Here is a 26,965-nt window from a genome sequence, read left to right on the forward strand (position 1 = left end):
CGTGGGGCCCGGGCGAATCGCCCGGGCCCCACGCCGTTGTCACCTCACCCCGCGCGGCAGCGCTACGGCAGCTGCGCCGCACGCGCCTCGCGGCGGTTGTCACGGAAGGTGTTCACCCGTCGCGCGGTCGCGAAGAGCGGGATCACCGCACCCAGGACGACCTGCAGGGCGCAGCCCGTCTGGAGCAGGAGCTCACCGCCCGGCGCGTCGAAGGCCCACGCGGCCAGCAGGCCCATGCTGAGCACGATCCAGCTGAGCATGGCCACCGCGAGCGGCCCGCGCGGCTTGGGGTACTCGACCCGGCTGACCATCAGCCACGCCACACCCATGATCGCGAGCAGCGTCGGCACGAAGGGCAGCTCCAGCAGCACGATCGAGACGACCGTCAGCGCGCCGAAGGGGCTCGGCATGCCCTGGAAGATGCCGTCCCGCAGCTGGACGCAGGAGAAGCGGGCGAGCCGCAGCACCACCGCGAGCAGCACCACGATCGCGGCGACAGCCGAGACCCGCTGGTGGGCGTCGTCGGCGACCATGCCCCAGACGACCACGAAGTACGCGGGCGCCAGGCCGAAGCTGATCAGGTCGGACAGGTTGTCCAGCTCCGCGCCCATCGCCGAGCTGCGCAGCTTGCGCGCCACGAGCCCGTCGAAGAGGTCGAAGACCGACGCGAGCAGCATCAGTATCACGGCCGTGGCCGCGCTGTGGCGCGCCATGCCGCCGTCCTCGTTGCCCGTGAGGTGCGGGATGAGGACGCCGGTGGTGGTGAAGTACACCGCCATGAAGCCGCAGATCGCGTTGCCCAGGGTGAGGGTGTCCGCTATTGACAGCCGCGTGGACAGCGGCATGTCGTCCGTGTCGTCGGCGACGTCGGCTTCGGGGACCCAGGCGGCCTGTGTGTCCGGCTCAATCACGGTCAAGGCGTGTCACCCCTGCCGTGGTGGCTTGACCGACCTCGACTGCGACCTCCACGCCTTCAGGGAGGTAGATGTCGACGCGCGAGCCGAAGCGGATGAGACCGATCCGGTCGCCCTGCTCGACCTTGGTGTCCGCGCCCAGGTACGGCACGATGCGACGGGCCACGGCGCCGGCGATCTGGACCATCTCGATGTCACCGAGCTCGGTGTCGAAGTGCCAGACGACGCGCTCGTTGTTCTCGCTCTCCTTGTTGAAGGCCGGAACGAAGCCGCCGGGGATGTGCTCGACCGAGGTCACCGTGCCGGCCAGCGGGGCCCGGTTGACGTGGACGTTGAGCGGGCTCATGAAGATCGCGACGCGGGTTCGTCCGTCCTTCCACGGCATGATGCTCTGCACCACGCCGTCGGCCGGGGAGATGACCCGGCCCTGGGCGATCTCACGATCGGGGTCGCGGAAGAACCACAGCATGCCCGCCGCGAGCGCGGTGGCGGGCACGGCCAGCGTCGCCCAGCGCCCGGAGCGGCGGGCCTGGGAGAGGCTGACCGCGGCGGTGGCGACGGTCGGGAGGAGCCACGGCGACGCTCCGCGCGCAAGGCGTACGCCAGCGAGGCTGCCGCGTGGTGCAGAGGAAGAGCTGTGGGGCATGGGTGACCTTCGTAGCGGAGGGTGCCGCGTAGCGATATGGGGGACGGCGGCTTTCCGGGGATGCTATCGGTTTCGGGCGGCAACTGGCTAAGCGCCAGAGCCAGTCGATGGCCTGACGCCGATGACAGGGTGTGATCTTCTTCTCTGTTAAAACACCCTTACATACCTCCAAAGCGGGCATTTACCCCTGGATCCGGTACTCCTCGAGTAGCCGGCGACCGATGATCATTTTCTGGATCTCGGCTGTTCCTTCACCGATCAGGAGCATCGGCGCCTCGCGGTAGAGCCGCTCGATCTCGTACTCCTTCGAGAAGCCGTAGCCGCCGTGGATGCGGAAGGCGTCCTCGACGACCTCCTTGCAGTATTCGGAGGCCAGATACTTGGCCATGCCCGCCTCGAGGTCGTTGCGCTGGCCCGAGTCCTTCTTCCGCGCGGCATTCACCATCATTGCATGGGCCGCCTCGACCTTTGTCCCCATTTCCGCCAGCTTGAACTGAATGGCCTGGTGCTGGGCGATGGCTTTTCCGAAGGTGTGGCGCTGCTGCGCGTAGGAGACACCCAGCTCGAACGCACGCTGAGCGACGCCGCAGCCACGCGCCGCGACATTGACGCGGCCGACCTCGACGCCGTCCATCATCTGATAGAAGCCCCGCCCGGTGGCCCCGCCCAGTACGCGGTCGGCCGGAACGCGGAGCCCATCCATGATCAACTCGGTGGTGTCGACGCCCTTGTAGCCCATCTTCTCGATCTTGCCGGGGATGGTCAGACCCGGCTTGACCTGGCCGAAGCCCGGTTCCTTCTCGATCAGGAAGGTGGTCATCGACTTGTGCGGGGCCGTGCCCTCGGGATGCCCCTCGTCCGTCCGGCACAGCACCGCCACCAGCGTCGACGAGCCGCCGTTGGTCAGCCACATCTTCTGGCCGTTCAGGACGTAGCTGTCGCCGTCGAGCACGCCCTTGGACGTGATCGCCGACACATCCGAGCCCAGCCCCGGCTCCGACATCGAGAACGCGCCCCGCACCTCGCCCGTCGCCATCCGCGGCAGGAAGTACTCGCGCTGCTCCTGGGTGCCGTGCTGCTTGAGCATGTAGGCGACGATGAAGTGCGTATTGATGATTCCCGACACGCTCATCCAGCCCCGGGCGATCTCCTCGACGCACAGCGCGTATGTGAGAAGGGACTCACCGAGCCCGCCGTACTCCTCGGGGATCATCAGGCCGAAGAGGCCGAGTTCCTTGAGGCCCTCGACTATCCGGGTCGGGTACTCGTCGCGGTGCTCCAGCTCGGTCGCGACCGGGATGATCTCCTTGTCGACGAATTCACGGACCGTGGCGAGAATGTCCCGCTGGATGTCCGTCAGCCCGTCGGTCTGCGCGAGGCGCCCCATCTCACTTCTCCCGGATGATCGGCTCGGGGCGGCCGGGCTGCTCCCCGCCGCGCTCCTTGATGTACGTGGCGGTGGGGACCATGACCTTGCGCCGGAAGGTGCACACGACGGTGCCGTCCTGCTTGTAGCCGATGGTCTCGACGTAGACGATTCCGCGGTCGGTCTTCGACTTCGACGGCGTCTTGTCCAGCACCCTCGTCTCGCCGTAGAGGGTGTCGCCGTGGAAGGTCGGCGCGATGTGCTTGAGCGACTCGATCTCCAGGTTGGCGATCGCCTTGCCCGAGACATCGGGGACGGACATGCCCAGCAGCAGCGAATAGACGTAATTGCCCACCACGACGTTCTTTCCGAAGTCCGTGGTCTTCTCGGCGTAATTGCCGTCCAGGTGCAGCGGATGGTGATTCATGGTGAGCAGGCAGAAGAGGTGGTCGTCGTATTCCGTGACCGTCTTGCCGGGCCAGTGCTTGTAGACGTCGCCGACGGTGAACTCTTCGTAGGTGCGGCCGAACTGCATCGTGCTCAGGCTCCCGGGATCTCGAAGACGGACTTGCGGACCATGCCCGCCGCGCGGCCCTTGCCGGCCATGACGAGCGCCATCTTGCGGCTGGCCTCGTCGATCATCTCGTCGCCGAGCATCGCCGAGCCCTTCCTGCCGCCCGCCTCGGACGTGCAGTAGTCGTACGCGTCGAGGATCAGCTCGGCGTGGTCGTAGTCCTCCTGCGAGGGCGAGAAGACCTCGTTGGCGGCCTCCACCTGGCCGGGGTGCAGCACCCACTTGCCGTCGAAGCCCAGCGCCGCCGCGCGCCCGGCGACCTCCTTGTACCCGTCCACGTTCTTGATCTGCAGATAGGGGCCGTCGATGGCCTGCAGGTCGTTGGCGCGGGCCGCCATCAGGATGCGCATGAGGATGTAGTGGTAGGCGTCCGCCGGGTAGCCGGGGGGCTGCTCGCCGACCACGAGGGACTTCATGTTGATGGAGGCCATGAAGTCGGCCGGGCCGAAGATGATCGTCTCCAGCCGGGGCGAGGCGGCCGCGATCTCGTCGACGTTGACCAGGCCCTTGGCGTTCTCGATCTGCGCCTCGATGCCGATGCGCCCGACCTCGAAGCCCATCGTCTTCTCGATCTGGGTCAGCAGCAGGTCCAGGGCGACGACCTGCTGGGCGTCCTGCACCTTCGGCAGCATGATGCAGTCGAGGCTGGGGCCGGCGCCCTCGACGACCGTGACCACGTCGCGGTACGTCCAGTGCGTGGTCCAGTCGTTGACCCGCACCACACGGGTCTTGCCCGTCCAGTCGCCGTTGTTCAGCGCGTCGACGATGGTGTGCCGGGCGCCTTCCTTGGCCAGCGGGGCGCAGGCGTCCTCCAGGTCGAGGAAGACCTGGTCGGCGGGGAGGCCCTGGGCCTTCTCCAGGAAGCGCGGATTGCTGCCGGGGACGGCGAGGCAGGAGCGGCGCGGGCGCAGCCGGTTGACGGCGGGGGTGGAGCCGGTCATGCGGAGACCTCCAGGGGGTCGAGCTGGTTCGCTTTGCGGATCTCGTCGACGATACGGCCGATGATCTCCGTGATCCCGAAGTCCTTCGGGGTGAAAACGGCCGCCACCCCTGCCGCCCGCAGGGCGGCGGCGTCGGCCGACGGGATGATGCCACCCACGATGACGGGCACCTCCTCCGCCCCCGTACGGCGCAGCCGGGCCAGTACGTCCGGTACCAGCTCGGCGTGCGAGCCGGAGAGGATCGACAGGCCCACGCAGTGGACGTCCTCGGCGACGGCGGCCGAGACGATCTGCTCCGGGGTGAGCCGGATGCCCTGGTAGACCACCTCGAAGCCGGCGTCCCGGGCCCGGACGGCGATCTGCTCGGCACCGTTGGAGTGCCCGTCCAGGCCGGGCTTGCCGACCAGCAGCCGCAGCTTGCCGCTGCCCAGCTCCTCCGCGGTGCGGGCGACCTTCTCACGGACGGCGGCGAGCGGGGTGCCGGTCTCGGCGGTCACGGCCAGCGGCGCCCCGCTGACGCCCGTCGGGGCGCGGAACTCGCCGAAGACGTCCCGCAGCGCCCAGGACCACTCGCCGGTGGTGACCCCGGCGCGCACGCACTCCAGCGTGGCGGCCATCAGGTTGTCCGGGCCGGCCGCCGCCTTCTTCAGCGCCGACAGGGACTCCTGGGCGCGGCCCTCGTCGCGGTTGTCGCGCCAGGAGTGCAGGGCCGCGACGACGCGGGCCTCATTGGCCGGGTCGACGGTCATGATGGCCGTGTCGAGATCGGCGGTCAGCGGGTTGGGCTCGGTGGACTCGTAGCAGTTGACGCCGATGATCTTTTCCTCGCCGGCCTCGATGCGGGCCCGGCGCTCGGCGTGCGAGGAGACCAGCTGCGACTTGAGGTAGCCGGACTCGACGGCCGCCATCGCGCCGCCCATGCCCTGGATGCGCTCGATCTCCTCCAGGCACTCGGTGACCAGGGCGGCCACCTTGGCCTCGATGACGTGCGATCCGGCGAAGATGTCCTCGTACTCCAGCAGGTCGCTCTCGTGCGCGAGGACCTGCTGGATGCGCAGGGACCACTGCTGGTCCCAGGGCCGGGGCAGGCCCAGGGCCTCGTTCCAGGCGGGCAGCTGCACGGCGCGGGCGCGGGCGTCCTTGGAGAGGGTGACGGCCAGCATCTCCAGCACGATGCGCTGGACGTTGTTCTCCGGCTGGGCCTCGGTCAGGCCGAGCGAGTTGACCTGGACGCCGTAGCGGAACCGGCGCTGCTTGGGGTTGTCGATGCCGTAGCGCTCGCGGGTGATGTGATCCCAGATGCGGCCGAAGGCCCGCATCTTGCACATCTCCTCGACGAAGCGGACGCCCGCGTTGACGAAGAAGGAGATGCGGGCGACCACATCGCCGAAGCGCTCGGCCGGCACCTGACCGGAGTCCCGTACCGCGTCGAGCACGGCGATGGCCGTGGACATCGCGTACGAGATCTCCTGCACCGGAGTGGCCCCGGCCTCCTGCAGGTGGTAGCTGCAGATGTTGATCGGGTTCCACTTGGGGATGTTGTTGACCGTGTACGTGATCATGTCGGTGGTCAGCCGCAGGGAGGGCACCGGCGGGAAGACGTGCGTCCCGCGCGAGAGGTACTCCTTGACGATGTCGTTCTGCGTCGTCCCCTGCAGCCTGGTGACGTCGGCGCCCTGCTCCTCTGCGACCACCTGGTACATGGCCAGCAGCCACATCGCGGTGGCGTTGATGGTCATGGAGGTGTTCATCTGCTCCAGCGGGATGTCCTGGAACAGCCGCCGCATGTCACCGAGATGGGCGACCGGGACCCCGACCCGCCCGACCTCGCCGCGGGCGAGGATGTGGTCGGGGTCGTAACCGGTCTGCGTCGGGAGGTCGAACGCGACCGAGAGGCCGGTCTGGCCCTTGGCGAGGTTGCGCCGGTACAGCTCATTGGACGCCTCGGCCGTGGAGTGCCCGGCGTAGGTCCGCATCAGCCACGGACGATCCTTCTGACGCTCAGTCATTGCAGGTTCTCACACGTTCCTGCTGTGTTTGATGGTCCGCTCCGCTGGCGCGTCACGGAACAGATTGATGGCGTCGATGTGCCGCGCCCGCATCTCCTCGTCGCGCACGCCCATGCCCTCCTCCGGGGCCAGGCACAGCACGCCGACCTTGCCCTGGTGGAGGTTGCGGTGCACGTCGTACGCCGCCTGGCCGGTCTCGGCGAGGGTGTACGTCTTCGACAGGGTGGGGTGGATCTTCCCCTTGGCGACGAGGCGGTTTGCCTCCCACGCCTCGCGGTAGTTGGCGAAGTGCGAGCCCACGATGCGCTTCAGCGACATCCACAGATAGCGGTTGTCGTACTCGTGGGTGAAGCCCGAGGTCGAGGCGCAGGTCACGATGGTGCCGCCCTTGCGGGTGACGTACACCGAGGCGCCGAAGGTCTCGCGGCCCGGGTGCTCGAAGACGATGTCCACGTCCTCGCCGCCGGTCAGCTCGCGGATGCGCTTGCCGAACCGCTTCCACTCGCGCGGGTCCTGGTTGTGCTCGTCCTTCCAGAACTTATAGCCCTCGGCGTTGCGGTCGATGATCGCCTCGGCGCCCATCCGACGGCAGATTTCCGCCTTCTGGTCGCTGGAGACCACACAGATCGGGTTCGCCCCGCCGGCGAGCGCGAACTGGGTGGCGTACGAGCCGAGCCCGCCACTCGCGCCCCAGATCAGGACGTTGTCGCCCTGCTTCATCCCGGCGCCGTTGCGGGAGACCAGCTGGCGGTAGGCGGTGGAGTTGACCAGCCCGGGCGCCGCGGCCTCCTCCCAGCTGAGGTGGGCCGGCTTGGGCATCAGCTGGTTGGACTTCACCAGCGCGATCTCCGCCAGGCCGCCGAAGTTGGTCTCGAAGCCCCAGATGCGCTGCTCGGGGTCGAGCATCGTGTCGTTGTGGCCGTCGGCCGACTCCAGCTCCACGGACAGGCAGTGCGCGACGACCTCGTCGCCGGGCCGCCAGGCGTTGACGCCGGGCCCGGTGCGCAGCACGACGCCCGCCAGGTCGGAGCCGATGACGTGGTACGGCAGGTCGTGCCGCTTGCCGAGCGGGGAGAGCTTTCCGTAGCGCTCCAGGAAGGCGAAGGTCGACACGGGCTCGAAGATCGAGGTCCACACCGAGTTGTAGTTCACGGAGCTGGCCATGACGGCCACGAGGGCCTCGCCGGGGCCCAGTTCGGGCACCGGCACCTCCTCGAGGTGCAGCGACTTGCGCGGGTCCTTCTCCCGGGTGTGGAGCCCGGCGAACATCTCCGCCTCGTCCTTGTGCACGGTCACCGCGCGGTAGGACTCGGGGATGGCCAGCGCGGCGAAGTCCTCGGCGCTGCTGTCGGGCGCGAGTATCGCGTCCAGTATCTGGTTCACGGTTTGCCTCCGGCGAAGCACGTCTGAACGGGCTTGAGGGAACGTCGGGGGTGGTGCAGAGGCGGTGCCGTCGGTTCGGCGGTGGTGCTCGGCTGCGCGGGTGAGCGCTTGGGGGCCTGGTGACGCAGGCGTCCGGGCGCACGTACTGGTGGGGTACTTGTGGGGACAGCCGGCGCGCGACTTGTGTCTGCGTGCCGGCCGCCCGGACACCCACAAGGTATGGCACCGCGTGCCACTCGACAAGACACTGGGTGCCAACAATTTCTCTCAGATGTCATCCGGATGGCACTTATGAGCAACAACGGCCGCCCCGATGGGGCGGCCGTTGTCCAAGTATGTCGGTCTTTGTCTTAGTTCTTCTTGAGTGCCTTCTCGATCGCGCGCATCACGTCGCCCAGCGGAGCGTCCGTACGGGCCACCGCCACCAGCACCTCGTCGTCGGCCCGTACCGACGCCGCCGGGGCCCCTCCCGGCCCGGTGCGGCCCGCGCCGATGCCCGTGCCGAAGGTCTCCCGCACGATGGCGAAGGCGTGGTCGAGCTGGGCCTCCATATCCCCCTCGCCACCGCTGCGCAGCCACCGGCGGAGCACGTGGTTGTGCGCCGTGACGACGGCCGAGGCGGCGACCTCGGCGAGCAACGGGTCGTCGTCGCCCACGTGATGGGCGCCCTCGTCGAAGTGGCCCAGCAGGTAGCGGGTGAACAGCCGCTCGTAGCGGGCCACCGAGGCGATCTCGCGCTCGCGCAGCGCGGGCACCTCGCGGGTCAGCCGGTACCGCTCGACGGAGACGGCGGGGGAGGCCGCGTACATCCGCATGACCTCCTTGATCCCCCGGCAGACGGTGTCCAGCGGGTTCTCGTGGGCAGGTGCGGCGTCCAGCACGCCCGCGGCGCGGACGAGTGTGTCGTCATGGTCGGGGAAGATCGCCTCTTCCTTGGAGCGGAAGTGGCGGAAGAACGTCCGGCGGGCGACCCCCGCCGCCGCGGCGATCTCGTCGACGGTCGTCGCCTCGTAGCCCTTGCGCGCGAACAACTCCATGGCAGCGGTGGCCAGTTTGCGGCGCATCGTGAGCCGCTGTGCGGCGGCGCGACGGGAACCGGCGGTCTCGGGGACGCTCTCGTGCGGGTCCTTGGCGGCCTTCGGGCCGTTGGCTCCCCTGGACTCGGTGGCGGCCCCGCGCGGGGCGCGGGCGGACTTGGCGGGCTGGGACATGTGGGGAACGTAACACGCGTCCGTATGGGTGTGCCGGGGCGGACTGTCACCGGGTCCGAGCAGTCCGCCCCACCCCACCGCTTGATCGAGCACAGCCCGGTCAGGCCTTCGCGTACTCGCGGAAGCCGCGTCCCGTCTTGCGCCCCAGGCAGCCGGCCGCCACCAGGTGCTCCAGCAGCGGCGCCGGCGCCAGGCCGGGGTCACGGAACTCGCGGTGCAGCACCTTCTCGATGGCCAGGGACACGTCGAGGCCGACGACGTCGAGGAGCTCGAAGGGCCCCATCGGGTAGCCGCCGCCCAGCTTCATCGCCGCGTCGACCTCGTCCAGGGTGGCGTAGTGCTCCTGGACCATCTTGACGGCGTTGTTGAGATAGGGGAACAGCAGTGCGTTGACGATGAACCCGGCCCGGTCCCCGCAGTCCACCGGGTGCTTGCGGACCTCGGTGCACACCGCACGGACGGTGGCGTGGGCGTCGTCCGCGGTCAGCACCGTACGGACCACCTCGACGAGCTTCATCGCCGGCGCCGGGTTGAAGAAGTGCATGCCGACGACGTCCTGCGGGCGCGAGGTGGCCCGGGCGACGGCGACGACGGGCAGCGAGGAGGTGGTGGTGGCCAGCACCGCACCCGGCCTGCACACCTTGTCGAGCGTGGCGAACAGCTGCCGCTTGACCTCCAGGTCCTCCGCCACCGCCTCGACGGCCAAGTCCACCTCCGCGAACGCGTCGAGGGAGCCGGCCGGGGTGACCGCCGCGAGCGCGGCGTCCCGCTGCCCGGCCGTGAGCCTGCCCTTGTCCACCGCGCGCGCGAGGGACTTCGCGATCCGGGCCTTCGCCGCCTCGGCCTTCTCCTGCGTGCGCGCGGCGAGCACCACCGGGTAGCCGGCCTTCGCGAACACCTCGGCGATCCCGCTCGCCATCGTCCCCGACCCCGCCACGCCGACGCTGCGCACCTCGCGCCCGGCCGCCGCCGGGGAGCCGCCCGCCGCGCCCGGGGTGTCCGCGTCCGCCACGACGACACCGGCGCCCGCGGCCTCGTACGTGTAGAAGCCGCGCCCCGACTTGCGGCCGGTCAGCCCGGCCGCCGCCAGCTGGCCGAGAATGGGCGCCGGCGCGTGCAGCCGGTCGTGCGAGGCGGCGTACATCGCCTCCAGGACCGTACGGGCGGTGTCGATGCCGATCAGGTCCAGCAGGGCGAGCGGCCCCATCGGCAGCCCGCAGCCCAGGCGCATGGCCGCGTCGATGTCCTCGCGGGTGGCGTAGCGGGACTCGTACATCGCGGCGGCCTGGTTGAGGTAGCCGAACAGCAGCCCGTCGGCCACGAAGCCGGGCCGGTCGCCCACCGCCACCGGTTCCTTGCCCAGCTCCCGCGCCAGCTCGGTGACCGCGGTCACCGCGCCCGGCGCGGTCAGCACCGAGGAGACGACCTCGACCAGCTTCATCGCCGGTGCCGGGTTGAAGAAGTGCAGGCCCAGGACGCGCTCGGGGCGGGCCGAGTCGGCGGCCAGCCGGGTCACCGACAGCGCGTTGGTGCCGGTCGCCAGGATGGCGGTGGGGCGCACCACGGCGTCGAGGGCGGTGAACACCTCGTGCTTGAGCTCGTAGTTCTCCGGCACCACCTCGATCACCAGGTCCGCGTCCGCGGCCGCGGCCAGCTCGCCCGAGGTGCGGAAGCGCCCGAGCGCGGCCCGGCGCTCCGCCTCGGTGATCCGCCCGCGTTCGACCGCGCGGGCGGTGGCGGCCTCCAGCGCGGCGCCGGCCCGCAGGGCGGCCGCGTCGCTGACGTCGATGCCGATGACGTCACGGCCGGCCAGGGTGAGGACTTCGGTGATGCCGGTGCCCATCGTGCCGAGACCGACCACGGCTATGGTCGGGAGGGACGTCGGTGGTGACGAGGGACGGAGAGGGGACGGCTCAGGGGTGGACGTACGGTCCATCGCGAGACTCCAGGGGATGTTCCCCGTACGCAGGGGAGACGGCGGTTGGCGGCGGCCGCGCACAGAGGGCGGCGACTTGAGGAATTCCGCGGACGGGTAGGGAGCGTCCACGGAAGCAGAGTTGTGCGACCGGCAGGCCCTGTCCCGGGGCCGTGCCGTACTCGAAATGCCGAACCGACGTCAACGCTGTGGCCGCTGCGTCACCAGCACGCCAGAGCGGGAATGCTGCTCTTGCCGGGAGATTAACTCACGGGTAACCAAGAGCGCCAGAGGCGTGCGGGCGACTTACGATGTGGCCCAGGCCACTCGGGGAGGAGAGCGGGAAATGGAAGAGGAATTCCGCGCGCTGCTGAAGCGGGTACGGGCCGAACTGGTCTCCCCGGCCGAATTCGCGGCACACGAAAAGCTGCTCGCGCTCGTACGGTCCGACAGCCGCGCGGCGCGCGACCGGCTCGCCCAGGTCCTGATCGCCCCGGAACAACCGCTGTGGGCCCGCGAGATCGCCGCCTTCGCGCTGGGCTCCAAGGGCGACCGCCGCGCGTTCGAGACGCTGGTCCTCCTGCTCAACTACCGCGAACCCGTGCGCTGCGCCACCGCCGCCCAAGTCCTCGCCCGCCTCCGCGACCCCCGCACCGCCCGCGCCGCGGCCGCCCTCGCCACCAACCCGCTGCGCACCGCCTACGCCCTTCACCCCGTCCGCCTGCTGACCGAGCTGCGCGCCCCCGAGTCCGTACCGGCCCTGCTGTCCACCCTGGAGCGGCTGCTGGCGGCCCGCGACCACTGCTGGCCGGTCGCCCGCGCCTGCGTCGAGGGCCTGGGCGTCCTCGGCGACCGGCGGGCCGAGGCCGCGCTGGTCGCCGCGCGCGAGCACGAACGGCTGCGCCCGGCCGCCGTCGTGGCGCTGGCCCGGCTGACCGGCCGGGGCGGCGGCGCTCACGGGGTCCGCAGCGGCTCCAGTACGTAGCGCACCTCCGGCACGGCGGCGCCGCCGACCTCGTCCGTCCGCTCGGCACCGTCGCGAGTGCAACCGGCGCGCTCGTAGAAGCGGCGGGCGTGCGCGTTTCCCCTGAGCACCCACAGCACCAGGCGCGCGTAGCCGTGCTGCCGCGCGCCCCCCAGCGCCGCCGTCCACAGGGCGCGGCCGACGCCCGTGCCGATCAGCTCGGGGAGCACGTAGATCGCGTACAACTCGCCGGTCCCCGGCGGCCGGCCGGCATCCCGGCACGGCCCGTAACAGGCCCAGCCCACGACGCTGCCCGCCTCCTCGGCCACCGCGTTCACCGACCGGTCGTCGCCCCCCGCCAGGCGCGCGCGGTGGGCCGCCGCGTTCGCCGTCGCATCCATGGCGTCCAGATGGTGCCGCGGCACCAGCCCCGCGTACGCGTGGCGCCAGCCGCTCACCCGGATCGCGGCCACCGCCTCGATATCGGCGTCGGTCATCTCCCGTATGTTCACCATGCGCGGAGGCTAACGCCCGGCGTCCAGGATTTGGGCGGTTGTGACGATGGTGGTTGGCTTTGCCCGCACACGCACAACGGCAAGAACAGCATTTTTCATCGTCCCGGAGGACTAGCCATGGGCCAGGTCGAGGCCACCACGGAGCGGATCATCGCGGCGGGCGCGGAGGACGTCTTCGACGCCCTCGCGGACTACAGCGGCACCCGCGCCAAGCTGCTGCCCGAGCACTTCAGCGAGTACGAGGTGCGCGAGGGCGGCGACGGCGAGGGCACCCTCGTGCACTGGAAGCTCCAGGCCACCAGCAAGCGCGTCCGCGACTGCCTGCTGGAGGTCTCCGAGCCGTCCACGGGGCAGCTGGTGGAGAAGGACCGCAACTCCTCCATGGTCACCACCTGGACCGTCACCCCGGCCGGCGAGGGCAGCTCCAAGGTGGTCGTCACCACCACCTGGACGGGTGCGACCGGCATCGGCGGCTTCTTCGAGCGCACCTTCGCCCCCAAGGGTCTCGGCCGCATCTACGATGCCGTGCTCGGCCGGCTCGCCGAAGAGGCCGAGGGCAGGCCCAGCGTCGGCTGAGCCCCGGGCCGCCCGGGCCGGACCGGTCCGGGCTCACCGGTTCGAGTGGTTTTCGCTGTACCGCACCGGTGCACCGAAACCCCCTCCGACCGGCTGAAAGCCCCTCGTTCGGCGCTCCCACGCAAATCGTCGCGCTTGCTGGCCGTTGTCGCGTAATGCGAGAAATGGGCGGCAACGCAGGCGCGACGAGGGGAGCAGTACGTGGGAGGGTCCGCCTTCGAGACCACCTTGGAGAAGAGCGACAGGACGCTCGACCCGCCCCCCTCCGCACCGACGCCGACCGACGCGCCACCACCGCCCGGCCCCGCCAGAGTGCGGCTGGTGTTCGCAGGCCTGATGCTCACGCTGCTGCTCGCGGCGCTCGACCAGACCATCGTGGCCACCGCCCTGCCGAAGATCGTCGGCGAACTGCACGGCCTCGACCGGATGTCCTGGGCGGTCACCGCCTACCTGCTGACGTCCACGGTCGTCCTGCCGCTCTACGGCAAGCTGGGCGACCTCTCCGGCCGCAAGGCCGCCTTCGTCCTCGCGATCGTCGTCTTCGTCGCCGGCTCCGGGCTCGCCGGCTGGTCGCACACGATGGACCAGCTCATCATCTTCCGCGCCGTCCAGGGCGTCGGCGCCGGAGGCCTGCTGATCGGCGTTCAGGCGATCATCGCCGACATCGTCCCGGCCCGCGAGCGCGGCCGCTACATGGGCGTCATCAGCGCCGCCTACGGACTGGCCTCCGTCGCCGGGCCGCTGCTCGGCGGATTCTTCACCGACCACGCCGGCTGGCGCTGGTGCTTCTACATCAACGTCCCCTTCGGCCTCGTCACGCTCGCCGTCGTCGCCGCCGCGCTCAAGCTGCCCAGGCCGCCGCGCCGGGCCCGCTTCGACGTCCTGGGCGCCCTGCTGCTCACGGCCTCCTCCACCTGCCTGGTGCTGCTGACCACCTGGGGCGGCACCGCGTACGAGTGGACGTCGCGGACCATCCTCGGGCTCGGCGCGGGCGCGATCGGCACGGCACTGCTCTTCCTCGTCGTCGAGCACTTCGCCGCAGAACCGATCATCCCACCGCACCTCTTCCGTGACTCCGTCTTCACCGTCACCGCGCTCGTCGGCGCCGTCGTCGGCGTCGCCCTCTTCGGCGCGGCCACCTACCTGCCCACCTTCCTGCAGATGGTCGACGGCGTCGACGCCACCGAGTCCGGACTGCTCATGCTGCCCATGATGGGGGGAATCGTCGCCGCCTCGCTCGTCGCCGGCCACCTCATCAGCCGTACGGGCCATTACAAGCTGCTGCCCATCCTCGGCGGCGCGCTCTCCGCCGAGGGCATGTACCTGCTCTCCCACCTCGACGCCCAGACCGGCCGGCTCGTCTACAGCCTCTGGATGGCCATCCTCGGCGTCGGCATCGGCCTGGCGCTGCCGGTCCTCGTCCTCGCGGTGCAGAACTCCGTGCACCCGTCCGACCTCGGCACCGCCACCAGCGCCAACAACTACTTCCGGCAGATCGGCGGCTCGCTCGGCGCGGCCGTCTTCGGCACGCTCTTCGCCCACCGCCTCTCCGCCGCCCTCGCCACCGAACTGCCGCCCCGCGCCGGCCTGCCGGCCCCCGACTCCATCACCCCGCAACTGGTGCACGCCCTGCCCGCACCGCTGCGGGACGGATACGTGCGGGCCTACGCGGAGGCGATGCCGCGGATCTTCCTCTACCTCGTACCGGTGCTCATCGTGGGCTTTTTGCTCGCCTTCCTGCTGAAAGAGAAACCACTGGTGTCCCACAACGCCCCCGAAGCCGTCATCCCGTCCGCGCGCACCACACCGCCGGCCGGCCCGGCGCCCTTCGTCGCGGGCATCCCCGTGACCGGCTCCGTCCAGCACCACGACGGCACCATCGTCCCGCGCGCCGCCCTCACCCTCATCGACATCCAGGGCCGCCAGATCGGCCGCGGCGCCAGCGGTGACGACGGGCGGTACGCGCTGAGCACGCCCGGCACCGGTTCCTACGTCCTCATCGCCGCCGCCGGCGGGCACCAGCCGCAGGCCGTCACCGTCACCGTGGGCGAGCGGCCCGTCGAGCTCGACGTCGTCCTCGGCGGCGCCGGGCGGCTGGCCGGCACCGTGCGCACCGCCGACGGCACCCCGGTGCGCGAGGCGCTGGTGACCCTGACCAACGTGCAGGGCGAGGTCGTCGCCACCACCCGGACCGGCCCCGAAGGCGGCTATGTGATCGACGAGTTGATCGCGGGCGAGTACACCCTCGCCTCCAGCGCACCCGCCTTCCGGCCGGCCGCGCTGCCCGTGACCGTCCAGTCCGCCCGCGAGACCCGCCAGGACGTCGAGCTCGCGGGCGGCGCGGTGCTGCGCGGCACGGTGCGGGCCAACGGCGGGCGGCCCGTCGAGGACGCCCGCGTCAGCCTGCTCGACGCCGCCGGCAACGTCGTCGACTCCACCATCACGGGCGCCGACGGAACATTCCGCTTCGTGGACCTCTCGGCCGGCGAGTACACCGTCGTCGCCGCCGGCTACCCGCCCGTCGCCACCGTCCTGCAGATCGCGGGCGGCGGAAGGACCGAACGGGACCTCCAACTGGGCCACGCGGACCAGTGATCCGGGCCCACCGCGCGCCCGGCGCCCGGCCCGGCGACCCGGCGCACGACATATTCCGCTAATGAGCCGCGCCCGGGCCCGCACGGGCTCTACGGTGGTAGTGGTGGGGAGATCTTGCGTACGCGTGCGAAGGAGCAACCGCCCATGGATCGTGGCAACGGCGAGTTCGTCCCCGCACAGCGGGAAGCCGTCCCCGGGCGCATTCCCCTCGCGGTGGTCGTGGCGGACGCCTGCGGGCTGGTGACCCACTGGAGCAGCGGTGCCCGCAGGCTCTTCGGTGCCGGGCGGGCCGAGGCGGTCGGCAGGCCCGTCGCGGATCTCCTGCCCGTCCACGGGGCGTTGCGGGCCTTCGGCGACCCGGGCGACCCGGACGCCTACGAACCCGGGCCCGACGCCGGCCTGGGCACCGAAGCGCCCGGCATCCCGGCCCTGCACGGCTATCCCCGCGCCGGCCGCGCCCGCACCACCGGTGGCGAGGGCGGCCCGCTCGACGTCCTGTGGTGGGCCTACCCGCTGGCCGGGCCCGGCCAGGGGCGGCTGCTCGTCCTGGCCGCCGACGCCGGGCGGCTGCCCGGGGACCGGCGGGTGTTCCCCGGCTTCGCCCCGCACACCGACTTCCCCGGCGCCGATGCCCTCGCCGGCCACCTGCCCGACATCCTGCCCAGCATGGGCCCCGCGGCCAGCGGCCGGATCGTCGCACAGGTCCTCGAACTGGGCTATCCCGTCCTGGAGATCAGCCAGAGCGAGCGGTTCCCCGTGACCCACGACTGGGGCATGCCCAAGTACCTGGAGCGGCGGGCCGGCAGGCAGCGCGCCGCGGCCGCCGCCCTGCGGGGCGCGCCCGGTGCCCCGCTCGCGGGCGCCGACGATCCCGACGACCTCGAATACGCCGCCGTGCGCGAGCGCCTGGAGTTCCTCAACGAGGTCAGCGGCGGCATCGGCACCTCCCTCGACCTGGAGCGGACCATCCGCGAGGTCACCAGCGCCGCCGTACCCCGCTTCACCGACTTCGCCGGCACCCACCTGCGGGCCGCGGTCCTGGCCGGCGAGGGCTTCCCCGACGGACCGCCCGACGTCACCACCGTCTGGCACCGCGTCTGGGTCGAGCACAACGACGAGCCGGGTCGCTGGGACGACACCGTGCCGGTCGGCGAGGCCATCGCCTTCCCCGAGCACACGCCGTTCTTCCAGTGCATGGTCACCGGAGAGCCCGTCCTCATCCCGCGCATCAGCGAGGAGCTGGGCGAGCGCATCTCCGGCCAGTTCGAGAAGCGCGACCTGCGGCCGCTGATCAACGGACGTTCGATGCTGGTCGTCCCCCTCAAGGCCCGCAACGTGGTGCTCGGCTTCATGGTCCTCATGCGCCGCGACGGGCGAGAGCCCTTCAACGGCATGGACCGCACCACCGGCGCCGAACTCGCCGCCCGCGCCGGGCTCGTCCTGGACAACGCCCGCATGTACACCTACCAGGAGAACGTCGCCGACACCCTCCAGGACAGCATGCTGCCGCAGTTCAGTCCGCGCATGGCCGGCTGCGACACCGCCACCCGCTACCTCCCCGGCACCCGCCTCGGCCGGGTGGGCGGCGACTGGTTCGACACCATCAAACTGCCCGGCTCCCGCACCGCCCTCGTCGTCGGCGACGTCATGGGCCACGGCCTGAACTCGGCCGCCATGATGGGCCAGATGCGTACCGCTGTGCAGACCATGGCAGCCCTCGACCTGCCGCCCGGGCAGCTCCTGCGCAACCTCGACGACATCGCGCAGCGGCTCGGCGAGCACTACCTGGCCACCTGCCTGTACGCCGTCTACGACCCCATCCGCTCGCGGCTGAGCATCGCCAACGCCGGTCACATCCCGCCCGTCCTCGTCCGGGCCGAGGACGGCCGCAGCCGCCTGCTGGACCTGCCCACCGGGGCACCCATAGGGGTCGGCGGCGTGCCCTTCGAAACGGCTACGGTGCCGGTGGCGCCGGGCGACCGCCTGGTGCTGTGCACCGACGGGCTGGTGGAGGTGCGCGGGCAGGACATCGGCACGGGCCTGGCCGCGCTCTGCGAGTCCGCGGCCCACCCTGCCGCGTCCATGGACGACGCCTGCGACACCATCATCCGCGCCCTCAACACCGGCGACAGCCGCAAGGACGACGTGGCCCTGCTGATGGCCCGGCTCAACGGCATCCCGCCCGAGCACGTGGCCGAGTGGGAGCTGGAACCGCAGGCCGGCGAGGTGCCGCGGGCACGGCGGCTGGTCCGCGACCGGCTGGCCGCGTGGGGCCTGGCGGCGGCCGCCCCGGTGGCGGAGCAGCTCGTGGGGGAGGTCCTCGGCAACACCGTGCGCCATGCGCACACCCGGCGGATGGGGCTGCGCCTGGTCCGCACCGACGTGCTGCTGTGCGAGGTCACCGACGACGACCACACGCTCCCGGGGCTGCTGAGCACCGCGCCGGACGATGAATACGGGCGAGGACTGCGGGTAGTGAGTGCACTGGCGCGGGAATGGGGCGCCAGTCATTCGGGACGGGGGAAGACGGTGTGGTTCGAGCAGACGCTGGTGCGCCCATGAGCGTGACCGACCGGTACCTGAACGCCTGGGAGGGGTTCTGGGGCGACACCTCCGACGAACAGGGCGACGCGATCTGGGACTCCGATCCCTCGCTGACCGCGGAGCCCCATCTGGCCTTCCTCGCCCCGCACGCCGACCGCACGCTTCCGGTCGTCGACCTCGGCTGCGGCAACGGCACCCAGACCCGCTTCCTGGCCGGCCACTTCGCCCGCGCGGTCGGAGTGGACCTCTCGCGGGCAGCGGTGGAGCGCGCACGGCGGGCCGACCAGCAGGCGCTGGCGGAGTACGAGCAGCTCGACCTGGTGGACGCGGCGGCGGTCCGTGCCCTGCACGAGCGGCTGGGAGACGGCAACGTCTACCTGCGCGCGGTGATCCACCAGAGCGATCCCCAGGACCGGGCGCCGGTGGCGGCGGCCGTCGCGCAGCTCCTCGGCACGCGGGGGAGAGCCTTCGTGGTGGAGCCGACGCAGGCGGCCAAGACGGTCCTGACAGGGGTCGCGGAGGCACCGGGCGGCCCGCCCGCCAAGCTGCAACGGGTCCTGGCGCACGGCCTGCGGCCCGCCCTGGCCGCCGACAGCGAGGTGCCCGAGCTGCTGCGCGCGGCCGGACTGGAGATCCTCGCCGAGGGACATACGGAACTGGCCATGACCGAGTTCCACCCCGACGGCCGGCGCATCGGCCTGCCCGCGCAGTGGTTCGTGGCCGCCCGCGGCTGACGCCGCGCCCCCGCGGGCCGCTCGGTGCGGCCGTCAGGCGGGGGCGTAGCCGCGGTCGTGGACGAGCTGCCGGGTGAGGCGGGCGAAGGCCCGGGCGGCGGCGCTCTCGTAGGCGTTCTCGCGGCGCAGCAGGGTGACCGTGCGCGCGGGCAGCGCCGGGTCGAGGGGGACGGTGGCGAGGTGGGGGTGGTCGTGGGTGAGGGCGTCGGGCAGGACGGTGGCCAGCGGGGTGCGCCGGACGATCTCGGTCAGTGCCTGGATGGAGTTGGCCTCCACGGCGATACGGGGCCGCACGCTGTGGGCGGCGAAGTAGCCGTCGATGTGGCCACGGGTGGCGAAATCGCCGCTGAGCAGGGCCAGCTGATGTCCCGTCAGCTCGCGGACGGACAACGGCTCGGCGCTGCCGGTGCCGGGTCGGTGGGCGCCGACGACGAGGCTGAGGGTCTCGGTGAACAGCGGGGTCGCCGCGACGCCGGGCAGGTGGGGGCCGTGGAAGGCGATGCCGAGGTCGAGTTCGTCGGCCAGCAGCCCTGATTCGATGCGGTCCTGCGCCATCTCCCGGACGTCCAGGGTGACGCCGGGATGGCTGCCGTGGAGCTCCGCGACGAGGGGGCCGACGAGGTAGGCGGTGAAGGTCGGGGTGACCGCCAGCCGCAGATGGCCGCGGGAGAGGTCGGCGACATCCAGCACGGCGCGTTCGGCCGCGGCCAGGTCGCGCAGGGCGCGGCGGGCGTAATGCGCGTATGTCGCACCGGCGTCGGTGAGTCGTACGGTGCGGCCGCTGCGGTCGAGCAGCTGGGCCCCGACCGTGCGTTCCAGCTGCTTGACCTGCTGGGACAGGGTGGGCTGGGAGATGTGCAGGTCTTCGGCGGCGCGGGTGAAGTTGCCGTGCTCCGCGACGGCGAGCAGATAGCGCAGGTGACGCAGTTCCAGGGCCATGGCCACGACTATAGATGCCATCGATAGCAGTCATGGGTAATGCCTCTTGGACGCTATAGGTCCAGGTCATGCATGGTGGATCCCGTCGGCCCCACGGGGCCGGCAGCCACCGAAGGGAGTGACCCATGCAGGACCTCACCGAGGGCGTCGCGCGGTTCCGGCGGGACGTCTACCCGGCCAGGGCGGAGCTCTTCGCCCGCCTGGCCGGCACTCACCGGCCGACGACGCTGTTCATCAGCTGCTCCGACGCCCGTGTGGTGCCGGAGCTGATCACCCAGAGCGAGCCGGGCGAGCTGTTCGTCATCCGCACCGCCGGCAACCTCGTCCCCGCCTACACCCCCGGCCCGGACGGTGTCGCGGCGAGCATCGAGTACGCCGTCGCCGTCCTGGGCGTGAGCGACATCGTGGTGTGCGGGCACTCCGCCTGCGGCGCGATGACCGCCCTCGCCGAGAACCACGACCTGAGCGGCGCGCCCGCGATCGCCGGCTGGCTGCGCCACGCGGACGCCTCCCGGGCCCGCACCACCGCCTCCGGCGCCGAGAAGGTGGGCGCCCTGGTGCGCGAGAACGTGCTCGCGCAGCTGGCGAACCTGGCCACCCACCCTTCGGTGGCCCGCGCGATGGCCGGGAACGCCGATAGCACGGTCACTCTGCACGGCTGGGTCTACGACATTCCCACCGGAACCGTCGAGGAACTCGACGCCACCGGCCGCCCGGTCCCCCTCGCGGCCTGATCCCCGGCCCCGAGCCCGGTCCCCTGCCGCCTCCCGGGATCACCACCACCCCTGAACCGCCGTTCCCGCCGCTTCCCGGCGGACGGCCTTTGTGAAAGGAAGCCCATCCCATGGTGCACGCCCAGTTCGACCCCGCAGCCCGTCAGGCCCTGTCCGCCGCTGCCGTCGAGGCCAAGGTGCGCAAGGACCTGTCCTGGCAGCAGATCGCCGACGTGACCGGCCTGTCGGTCGCCTTCGTCACCGCCGCCGTGCTCGGCCAGCACCCCCTGCCGGAGGCGGCCGCGCAGGCCGTCGCCGGGCTCCTGGGCCTGGACGACGACGCCGCGATGCTGCTGCAGACCATCCCCACCCGCGGTTCCGTCTCCGGCGGCATCCCGACGGACCCGACCATCTACCGCTTCCACGAGATGCTCCAGGTCTACGGCACCACGCTCAAGGCGCTGGTCCACGAGCAGTTCGGTGACGGCATCATCAGCGCGATCAACTTCAGGCTGGACGTGAAGAAGGTGGCCGACCCCGAGGGCGGCGAGCGCGCGGTGATCACCCTGGACGGCAAGTACCTGCCGACCAAGCCCTTCTGATCCGGCCCGGCCCCCGACGGCCCGGTGCGGGTCCGCGACGACGGCGTCACGGACCCGCACCGGCCCTGCGGTACACCTCCTCGGGCGGACGCCGTCCGCCCCGCCTGAAAGAGATCTCCATGGACTTCGCACAGCGCACCATCGACATCGCCCGCCGCAACGTCGAAGAGGGCGGCCGGCCGTTCGCGACCGTCATCGTCAAGGACGGCGAGATCCTGGCCGAGAGCCCCAACAAGGTCGCCCAGACCTGTGACCCCACCGCGCACGCGGAGATCCTCGCCATCCGCGAGGCGTGCGTGAAGCTGGGCACCGAGCACCTGACCGGCACCACCATCTACGTCCTGGCCCACCCCTGCCCCATGTGCCTGGGCTCGCTGTACTACTGCTCGCCGGACGAGGTCGTCTTCCTTACCACGCGCGACGCCTACGAACCCCACTACGTGGACGACCGCAAGTACTTCCAGCTCGACACCTTCTACGGCGAGTTCGCCAAGAGCTGGGACGAGCGTCGCCTGCCGATGCGCCACGAGGCGCGTGAGGCGGCCACCGGCGTCTACCGGTTCTGGCAGGAGCGCAACGGCGGCGAGCGCCGCGTGGCCGGCGTCCCCACCGCCTGACCCCCGCGGCGGTCGGTTTTCCGGGCCACTGATGCCAGGAGCCGAGCGCAGAGCCTCTCACCTGCGGTAGAACGGGTGCATGGTGAAGATCCTGATCTCCGCGGACATGGAAGGGGCCACCGGCGTCACCTGGCCCGCCGATGTGCTGCCCGGCACGCCGCAGTGGGAGCGGTGCCGGCACATGTTCACCTCGGACGTGAACGCGGCGATCGCCGGGTTCTTCGACGGGGGCGCCGACGCCGTCCTCGTCAACGAGGCGCACTGGAGCATGCGCAATCTGCTGCTGGAGAAGCTGGACGAGCGAGCGGAAATGCTCACCGGAAAGCACAAGAGCCTGAGCATGGTCGAGGGGGTCCAGCACGGCGACGTCGACGGCATCGCGTTCGTGGGCTATCACGCGGCGGCCGGAGCCGAGGGAGTGCTGGCCCATACCTATCTGGCCAACTCCATCACCGGCGTACGGGTGAGCGGCGCGCGGGCCAGCGAAGGGTTGCTGAACTCCCTGGTCGTCGCCGAATACGGTGTTCCGGTGGTGCTGGTGACCGGTGACGACCGTACGTGCGAGGACGCCAAGGGTTATGCGCCCGAGGCCCGTTCGGTCGCGGTCAAGGACTACGTGTCGCGGTACGCGGCCGTGTGCCGCACCCCGGCCCGTACGGCCGGGGACATCCGGGCCGCCGCGAAGGCCGCCACCGCGCTCGCGGTGCGGCACGAGCCGGTGCGGGGCGGGCCCTTCACGGTGGAGCTGGAGTTCGACGCCGAGCACCTCGCCGGGGCGGCCACGGCCGTGCCGGGCGTCGAGCAGAGCGGCGAGCGCCGCGTCGCCTACACCATGCCGACCATGTACGAGGCAATCCGCTGCTTCAAGGCGGTCACCACCGTCGTGTCGGCGGCGGTGGAGGACCAATATGGCTGATGCGATCAACGGGGGCAACGGGGGCAACGGGGGCGGCGCCACCACCGGCGGCGCCGGAGCGATCGACGAGCAGGCGCTGGAGGAGGTGGTGCGCTTCACCTCCGACCTGATCCGGATCGACACCACCAACCGGGGCGGCGGCGACTGCCGGGAGCGCCCCGCCGCCGAGTACGTCGCCGAGCGGCTCGCCGACGCCGGCATCGAACCGGTCCTGCTGGAGAAGGAACCGGGGCGCACGAACGTCGTCGCCCGGATCCACGGCACCGACCCCGGCGCGGACGCCCTGCTCGTCCACGGCCACCTCGACGTGGTGCCGGCTCAGGCCGCGGACTGGAGCGTCCACCCCTTCTCGGGCGAGGTGCGCGACGGCGTGGTGTGGGGCCGGGGCGCGCTCGACATGAAGAACATGGACGCGATGGTCCTGGCCACCGTCCGGGCCTGGGCCCGCGCCGGGGTGCGCCCGCCCCGCGACATCGTGCTCGCCTTCACCGCCGACGAGGAGGACACCGCCGTCCCGGGCGCCGGGTTCCTCGCCGCCGAGCACGCCGCGCTGTTCGAGGGCTGCACCGTGGGCATCAGCGAGTCCGGTGCGTACACCTTCCACGCCGACGGCGGGATGCGGCTCTACCCGGTGGGGGCGGGGGAGCGCGGCTCGGCCTGGCTCAAGCTGACCGCGCACGGCACGGCCGGGCACGGCTCGAAGGTCAACCACCGCAACGCCGTGGTCAAACTGGCCGCCGCGGTCGCCCGGATCGGCGAGCACCAGTGGCCGGTGCGGCTCACCCCGACCGTGCGGGCCGCGCTGCGCGAGATCGCCGCGGCGCAGGGCATCGACGTCGATCCGGGCGCACCCGGTCTCGACATGGACGAACTGCTGGGCAAACTGGGCAGGGCAGCCGCCCTGGTGGCCGCCAGCGTCCGCAACAGCGCCAACCCCACCGTGCTGGACGCCGGGTACAAGATCAATGTCATTCCGGGGGCCGCCGTCGGGTTCGTGGACGGGCGGACCGTGCCGGGCGGGGAGGAGGAGTTCCGTACGACCATGGACCGGCTGACCGGCCCCGATGTGGACTGGGAGGTGTACCACGGCGAGCCCGGACTGCAGGCCCCGGTCGACGGCCCCGTCTTCGCGCGGATGCGCGCGGCCCTGGAGCGCTTCGACCCGGAGGGACGGGTGGTGCCGTTCTGCATGTCCGGCGGCACGGACGCCAAGCAGTTCGCGCGCCTGGGCATCGTCGGCTACGGCTTCTCACCGCTCGAGCTGCCCACCGGCTTCGACTATCAGGCGCTCTTCCACGGCGTCGACGAGCGGGTGCCCGTCCGGGCGTTGCACTTCGGCGTCCGAGTGCTCGACCATTTCCTGATGGACCGTTTTGAGGAGGCGTAGCAATCATGGTGTCCACGACGCCCTACGGAGCCTGGCAGTCCCCCATCGACGCGGAGCTCGCCGCGGCGCACGACGGCCGGCCCGATTTCGTGGGCACCGTAGGTGACGAGGTGTGGTGGGTGGCCTGCCGCCCGGCGGAGGACGGCCGCAGGACACTGGTCCGGCGGCGGCCCGACGGGGCGGAGGTCACGGCGCTGGCCGCGCCGTGGGACGTGCGCAGCCGGGTGCTGGAGTACGGCGGCACCCCCTGGGCGGCGGTGCCGCGGGCGGCCGGCGGGCCGCTGGTGCTCTTCGTCCACTTCGCGGACCAGCGGCTGTACGCGTGGGAGCCGGACGACCCGGCGGGCGGCGCGCCCCGGCCGCTGACCCCGTTGTCGGCGGTGGGCGGCGGGCTGCGCTGGGCCGACCCGGTGCTGCTGCCGGAGCGCGGCGAAGCGTGGTGCGTGCTGGAGGAGTTCACCGGCGACGGCCCGCGCGACGTGCGGCGCGTGCTCGCGGCCGTGCCGCTGGACGGCTCCGCCGCCGGTGACCGCGGCGCGGTGCGCGAGCTGAGCGACGACCGGCACCGCTTCGTCACCGGGCCCCGGCTCTCCCCGGACGGCCGGCGGGCGGCGTGGATCGCCTGGGACCACCCGCGCATGCCCTGGGACGGCTCGGAGCTGAAGCTCGCCGACGTCACGGCCGAGGGGCCCGGCGCCCTTCTCTCGGGCGCCCGGACCGTCATGGGCGGGGCCGGGGAGGCGGTCGCGCAGGTGGAGTGGGCCCCGGACGGCAGGCTGCTCGCCGTCACCGACCGCACCGGATGGTGGAATCTGCACCGCCTCGATGCGGTGACCGGCGAGAGCGTCAACCTCTGCCGCCGCGAGGAGGAGTTCGCGGGCCCGCTGTGGAAGGTCGGCCAGCGCTGGTTCGTGCCGCTGGCCGCCGGACCGGTCGCCGTGGTGCACGGCCGCGGCGCCCAGGCGCTGGGGATACTCGACCCCGAGACGGGCGAGCTGGTGGACGCCGCCGGGCCGTGGACGGAGTGGGCGCCGACGCTGGTGGCCGGCGGCACCCGCGTCATCGGCGTCGCGGCGAGCCCGCGCACCGCCTACGAGGTGGTCGAGCTCGACACCTGTACGGGCAGGGCCCGGGCGATCGGCGCCCGGCACACGGACGCGGTCGACCCGGCGTACTACCCGGAGCCGCTCATCCGCACCTTCACCGGGCCGGACGGCAGGGACATCCACGCCCACGTCTATCCGCCGCACAGCCCCGACCACACGGCGCCCGCCGACGAGCAGCCGCCGTTCGTGGTGTGGGCGCACGGCGGCCCCACGAGCCGCTCGCCGCTCGTGCTGGACCTGGAGATCGCCTACTTCACCTCGCGCGGCATAGGCGTGGCCCAGGTCAACTACGGCGGCTCCACCGGCTACGGGCGCGAGTACCGCGACCGGCTGCGGGAGCGGTGGGGCATCGTGGACGTGGAGGACTGTGCGGCCGTCGCCGAGGCGCTCGCCGAGGAGGGCACCGCCGACCGGGACCGGCTGGCGATCCGGGGCGGCAGCGCGGGCGGCTGGACCACGGCCGCCTCGCTGGTCTCCACCGGCCTCTACGCCTGCGGTGCCATCAGCTACCCCGTTCTGGACCTGACGACCTGGGCGAACGGCGGCACCCACGACTTCGAGTCGCGCTATCTGGAGAGCCTGGTCGGCCCGTCCGCCGAGGTCCCCGGCCGCTATCGCGACCGGTCGCCGCTCAGCCGCGTGGACCGGGTGTCCGCCCCCTTCGTGCTCCTGCAGGGGCTGGAGGACCCGATCTGCCCGGCCGCGCAGAGCGAGCGGTTCGTGGAGGCGATGGCCGGGCGGGGCGTGCCGCACGCCTATCTCGCCTTCGAGGGCGAGGGCCACGGCTTCCGGCGGGCCACGAGCATGGTCCGCGCGCTGCACGCGGAGCTCTCCCTCTACGCCCAGGCCTTCGGCATCGAGGTGCCGGGCGTACCGGTCCTGGAGCTCGTCAAATGACGGGCGGACGCCAACTGTCCTGAGGCGGGGTCAGCCGGCGGCGGTGGCGGCCGCGGGCACGGGCACCGCGGCGGTGCCCGTGCGGGCGGCGGGGACGACGACGGGGGAGCCGTCGCCGGGGGCGGCCAGGACGTCGGCCTCGATTCCGTACAGCTCACGGACGAGGGCGGCGTCGACGACCTCGCGGGAGGGGCCGTGCGCGACGATCCGGCCGTCGCGCATGGCGACGATCGTGTCGGCGTAGCGGGCCGCGCTCGCCAGGTCGTGCAGGACCATCACCACGGTGCGGCCCGCGGCCGCGACCTCGCGGACGAGTTCGAGGACGTCCACGGCGTGCCCGAGGTCGAGGGCGCTCGTCGGCTCGTCCAGCAGCACGACGGGGGTCTCCTGGGCCAGGACCATGGCCAGCCAGCAGCGTTGGCGCTGGCCGCCGGAGAGCTGGTCGAGGCGGCGGGAGGCCAGTGCGGCGGTGCCGGTGGCCTCCAGTGCGGCCCGGACCGCCCGTTCGTCCTCGCGCGACCACTGGCGGAAGAGACCCTGGTGCGGATGGCGCCCGTAGCGGACGAGCCCGGCGACCGTCACGGCCTCGGGCGCCTGCGGCGACTGGGGGAGGAGGGCGATGCGGTGCGCGGCCCTGCGGGGGGTGAGCGCCCAGATGTCGGCGTCGCCGATCCGGACCGTGCCGGAGCCGGGCCGGTGCAGCCGGGCGATGGAGCGCAACAGGGTGGACTTGCCGCAGCCGTTGGGCCCTACGACGGCGACGACCTGTCCCTCGGGAACGGTGAGGTCCACGCCGTGCACGACCGGGTGGCCGGGGTAGCCGGCGGTGAGCTGTTCGACGACGAGTCGCATGAGGTTAGCCTAACCTAATGGTCGCTTTGCGTTTCTGCCGCGACATTCC

The 26,965-nt window shown here is 71.8% G+C and carries 23 protein-coding genes; 11 read left to right on the plus strand and 12 right to left on the minus strand.

What is annotated here, in order from left to right:
* Positions 1-62 precede the first annotated feature (62 nt).
* The 9 genes from pssA to AB0F13_RS05505 form a co-directional block, all read right to left on the minus strand.
* Complete coding sequence (pssA, locus tag AB0F13_RS05465) at positions 63-917, minus strand: CDP-diacylglycerol--serine O-phosphatidyltransferase (protein ID WP_362075527.1); 855 nt, start codon at positions 915-917, stop codon at positions 63-65.
* Positions 904-1,560, minus strand: coding sequence for a phosphatidylserine decarboxylase (locus tag AB0F13_RS05470; RefSeq protein WP_362075530.1), 657 nt, complete (start codon positions 1,558-1,560; stop codon positions 904-906). Before AB0F13_RS05470 ends, pssA begins: the two co-directional genes overlap by 14 nt.
* Positions 1,561-1,741: 181 nt before the next feature.
* Complete coding sequence (locus tag AB0F13_RS05475) at positions 1,742-2,947, minus strand: acyl-CoA dehydrogenase family protein (RefSeq protein WP_362075533.1); 1,206 nt, start codon at positions 2,945-2,947, stop codon at positions 1,742-1,744.
* Position 2,948: 1 nt separating this feature from the next.
* On the minus strand, positions 2,949-3,461 hold the full coding sequence (locus AB0F13_RS05480; RefSeq protein ID WP_362075536.1) for a MaoC family dehydratase: 513 nt from the start codon (positions 3,459-3,461) through the stop codon (positions 2,949-2,951).
* A 5-nt stretch (positions 3,462-3,466) separates the two neighbouring features.
* Positions 3,467-4,441 (minus strand): CoA ester lyase, encoded by a 975-nt coding sequence (locus tag AB0F13_RS05485; RefSeq protein ID WP_362075539.1) that lies wholly within the window; start codon positions 4,439-4,441, stop codon positions 3,467-3,469.
* Positions 4,438-6,450 carry a protein meaA gene (locus AB0F13_RS05490; protein ID WP_362075542.1) on the minus strand — a complete coding sequence of 671 codons (2,013 nt, stop codon included), beginning with the start codon at positions 6,448-6,450 and terminating at the stop codon, positions 4,438-4,440. The genes AB0F13_RS05485 and AB0F13_RS05490 overlap by 4 nt, the downstream gene beginning before the upstream one ends.
* A 9-nt stretch (positions 6,451-6,459) precedes the next feature.
* Positions 6,460-7,833 (minus strand): crotonyl-CoA carboxylase/reductase, encoded by a 1,374-nt coding sequence (gene ccrA / locus AB0F13_RS05495; RefSeq protein ID WP_362075545.1) that lies wholly within the window; start codon positions 7,831-7,833, stop codon positions 6,460-6,462.
* 350 nt (positions 7,834-8,183) lie between these two features.
* Complete coding sequence (locus tag AB0F13_RS05500) at positions 8,184-9,044, minus strand: TetR family transcriptional regulator (RefSeq protein WP_362075548.1); 861 nt, start codon at positions 9,042-9,044, stop codon at positions 8,184-8,186.
* 100 nt (positions 9,045-9,144) lie between these two features.
* Positions 9,145-10,980, minus strand: a complete 1,836-nt coding sequence (locus AB0F13_RS05505; protein WP_362075550.1) for a 3-hydroxybutyryl-CoA dehydrogenase — start codon at positions 10,978-10,980, stop codon at positions 9,145-9,147.
* Between the two features lie 325 nt (positions 10,981-11,305).
* Here AB0F13_RS05505 and AB0F13_RS05510 point away from each other — a divergent pair, with 325 nt between their 5' ends.
* Positions 11,306-11,944 carry a HEAT repeat domain-containing protein gene (locus AB0F13_RS05510; protein WP_362075553.1) on the plus strand — a complete coding sequence of 213 codons (639 nt, stop codon included), beginning with the start codon at positions 11,306-11,308 and terminating at the stop codon, positions 11,942-11,944.
* On the opposite strand, the gene AB0F13_RS05515 is transcribed toward AB0F13_RS05510, so the two are convergent.
* Complete coding sequence (locus AB0F13_RS05515) at positions 11,914-12,438, minus strand: GNAT family N-acetyltransferase (RefSeq protein WP_362075556.1); 525 nt, start codon at positions 12,436-12,438, stop codon at positions 11,914-11,916. The two genes, AB0F13_RS05510 and AB0F13_RS05515, sit on opposite strands and share 31 nt — an antisense overlap.
* Positions 12,439-12,555: 117 nt before the next feature.
* Here AB0F13_RS05515 and AB0F13_RS05520 point away from each other — a divergent pair, with 117 nt between their 5' ends.
* The 4 genes from AB0F13_RS05520 to AB0F13_RS05535 all read left to right on the plus strand — a co-directional run bounded on the left by AB0F13_RS05520 (position 12,556) and on the right by AB0F13_RS05535 (position 18,887).
* Complete coding sequence (locus AB0F13_RS05520; protein ID WP_362075559.1) at positions 12,556-13,014, plus strand: SRPBCC family protein; 459 nt, start codon at positions 12,556-12,558, stop codon at positions 13,012-13,014.
* Between the two features lie 201 nt (positions 13,015-13,215).
* Positions 13,216-15,609 carry an MFS transporter gene (locus tag AB0F13_RS05525; protein WP_362075562.1) on the plus strand — a complete coding sequence of 798 codons (2,394 nt, stop codon included), beginning with the start codon at positions 13,216-13,218 and terminating at the stop codon, positions 15,607-15,609.
* Positions 15,610-15,753: 144 nt separating this feature from the next.
* Positions 15,754-18,171: a SpoIIE family protein phosphatase gene (locus tag AB0F13_RS05530; protein ID WP_362075565.1), complete on the plus strand. Its 2,418-nt coding sequence runs from the start codon at positions 15,754-15,756 to the stop codon at positions 18,169-18,171.
* Positions 18,168-18,887: a class I SAM-dependent methyltransferase gene (locus AB0F13_RS05535; RefSeq protein WP_362075568.1), complete on the plus strand. Its 720-nt coding sequence runs from the start codon at positions 18,168-18,170 to the stop codon at positions 18,885-18,887. Before AB0F13_RS05530 ends, AB0F13_RS05535 begins: the two co-directional genes overlap by 4 nt.
* 33 nt (positions 18,888-18,920) lie before the next feature.
* Here the strand turns inward: AB0F13_RS05535 and cynR are convergent, their stop codons facing one another.
* Entirely contained in the window at positions 18,921-19,826 is a 906-nt protein-coding gene (gene cynR / locus AB0F13_RS05540) for a transcriptional regulator CynR (RefSeq protein WP_362076062.1), read from the minus strand.
* Between the two features lie 125 nt (positions 19,827-19,951).
* Here cynR and AB0F13_RS05545 point away from each other — a divergent pair, with 125 nt between their 5' ends.
* From AB0F13_RS05545 to AB0F13_RS05570, 6 genes are all read left to right on the plus strand, one after another.
* Positions 19,952-20,560 carry a carbonic anhydrase gene (locus tag AB0F13_RS05545; RefSeq protein WP_362075571.1) on the plus strand — a complete coding sequence of 203 codons (609 nt, stop codon included), beginning with the start codon at positions 19,952-19,954 and terminating at the stop codon, positions 20,558-20,560.
* Between the two features lie 110 nt (positions 20,561-20,670).
* Entirely contained in the window at positions 20,671-21,141 is a 471-nt protein-coding gene (gene cynS / locus AB0F13_RS05550; RefSeq protein WP_362075574.1) for a cyanase, read from the plus strand.
* Positions 21,142-21,260: 119 nt separating this feature from the next.
* Complete coding sequence (locus tag AB0F13_RS05555; protein WP_362075577.1) at positions 21,261-21,758, plus strand: nucleoside deaminase; 498 nt, start codon at positions 21,261-21,263, stop codon at positions 21,756-21,758.
* An 82-nt stretch (positions 21,759-21,840) separates the two neighbouring features.
* Positions 21,841-22,674: a M55 family metallopeptidase gene (locus AB0F13_RS05560; RefSeq protein ID WP_362076065.1), complete on the plus strand. Its 834-nt coding sequence runs from the start codon at positions 21,841-21,843 to the stop codon at positions 22,672-22,674.
* Positions 22,667-24,061, plus strand: coding sequence for a M20/M25/M40 family metallo-hydrolase (locus AB0F13_RS05565; protein ID WP_362075580.1), 1,395 nt, complete (start codon positions 22,667-22,669; stop codon positions 24,059-24,061). Before AB0F13_RS05560 ends, AB0F13_RS05565 begins: the two co-directional genes overlap by 8 nt.
* Before the next feature lie 5 nt (positions 24,062-24,066).
* Positions 24,067-26,064, plus strand: a complete 1,998-nt coding sequence (locus tag AB0F13_RS05570) for a prolyl oligopeptidase family serine peptidase (protein WP_362075583.1) — start codon at positions 24,067-24,069, stop codon at positions 26,062-26,064.
* Positions 26,065-26,094: 30 nt separating this feature from the next.
* On the opposite strand, the gene AB0F13_RS05575 is transcribed toward AB0F13_RS05570, so the two are convergent.
* Positions 26,095-26,916: an ABC transporter ATP-binding protein gene (locus AB0F13_RS05575; protein ID WP_362075586.1), complete on the minus strand. Its 822-nt coding sequence runs from the start codon at positions 26,914-26,916 to the stop codon at positions 26,095-26,097.
* Positions 26,917-26,965: the final 49 nt, after the last annotated feature.

This window comes from Streptomyces sp. NPDC026206 (assembly GCF_040638465.1).
Classification (GTDB): Bacteria; Actinomycetota; Actinomycetes; order Streptomycetales; family Streptomycetaceae; genus Streptomyces.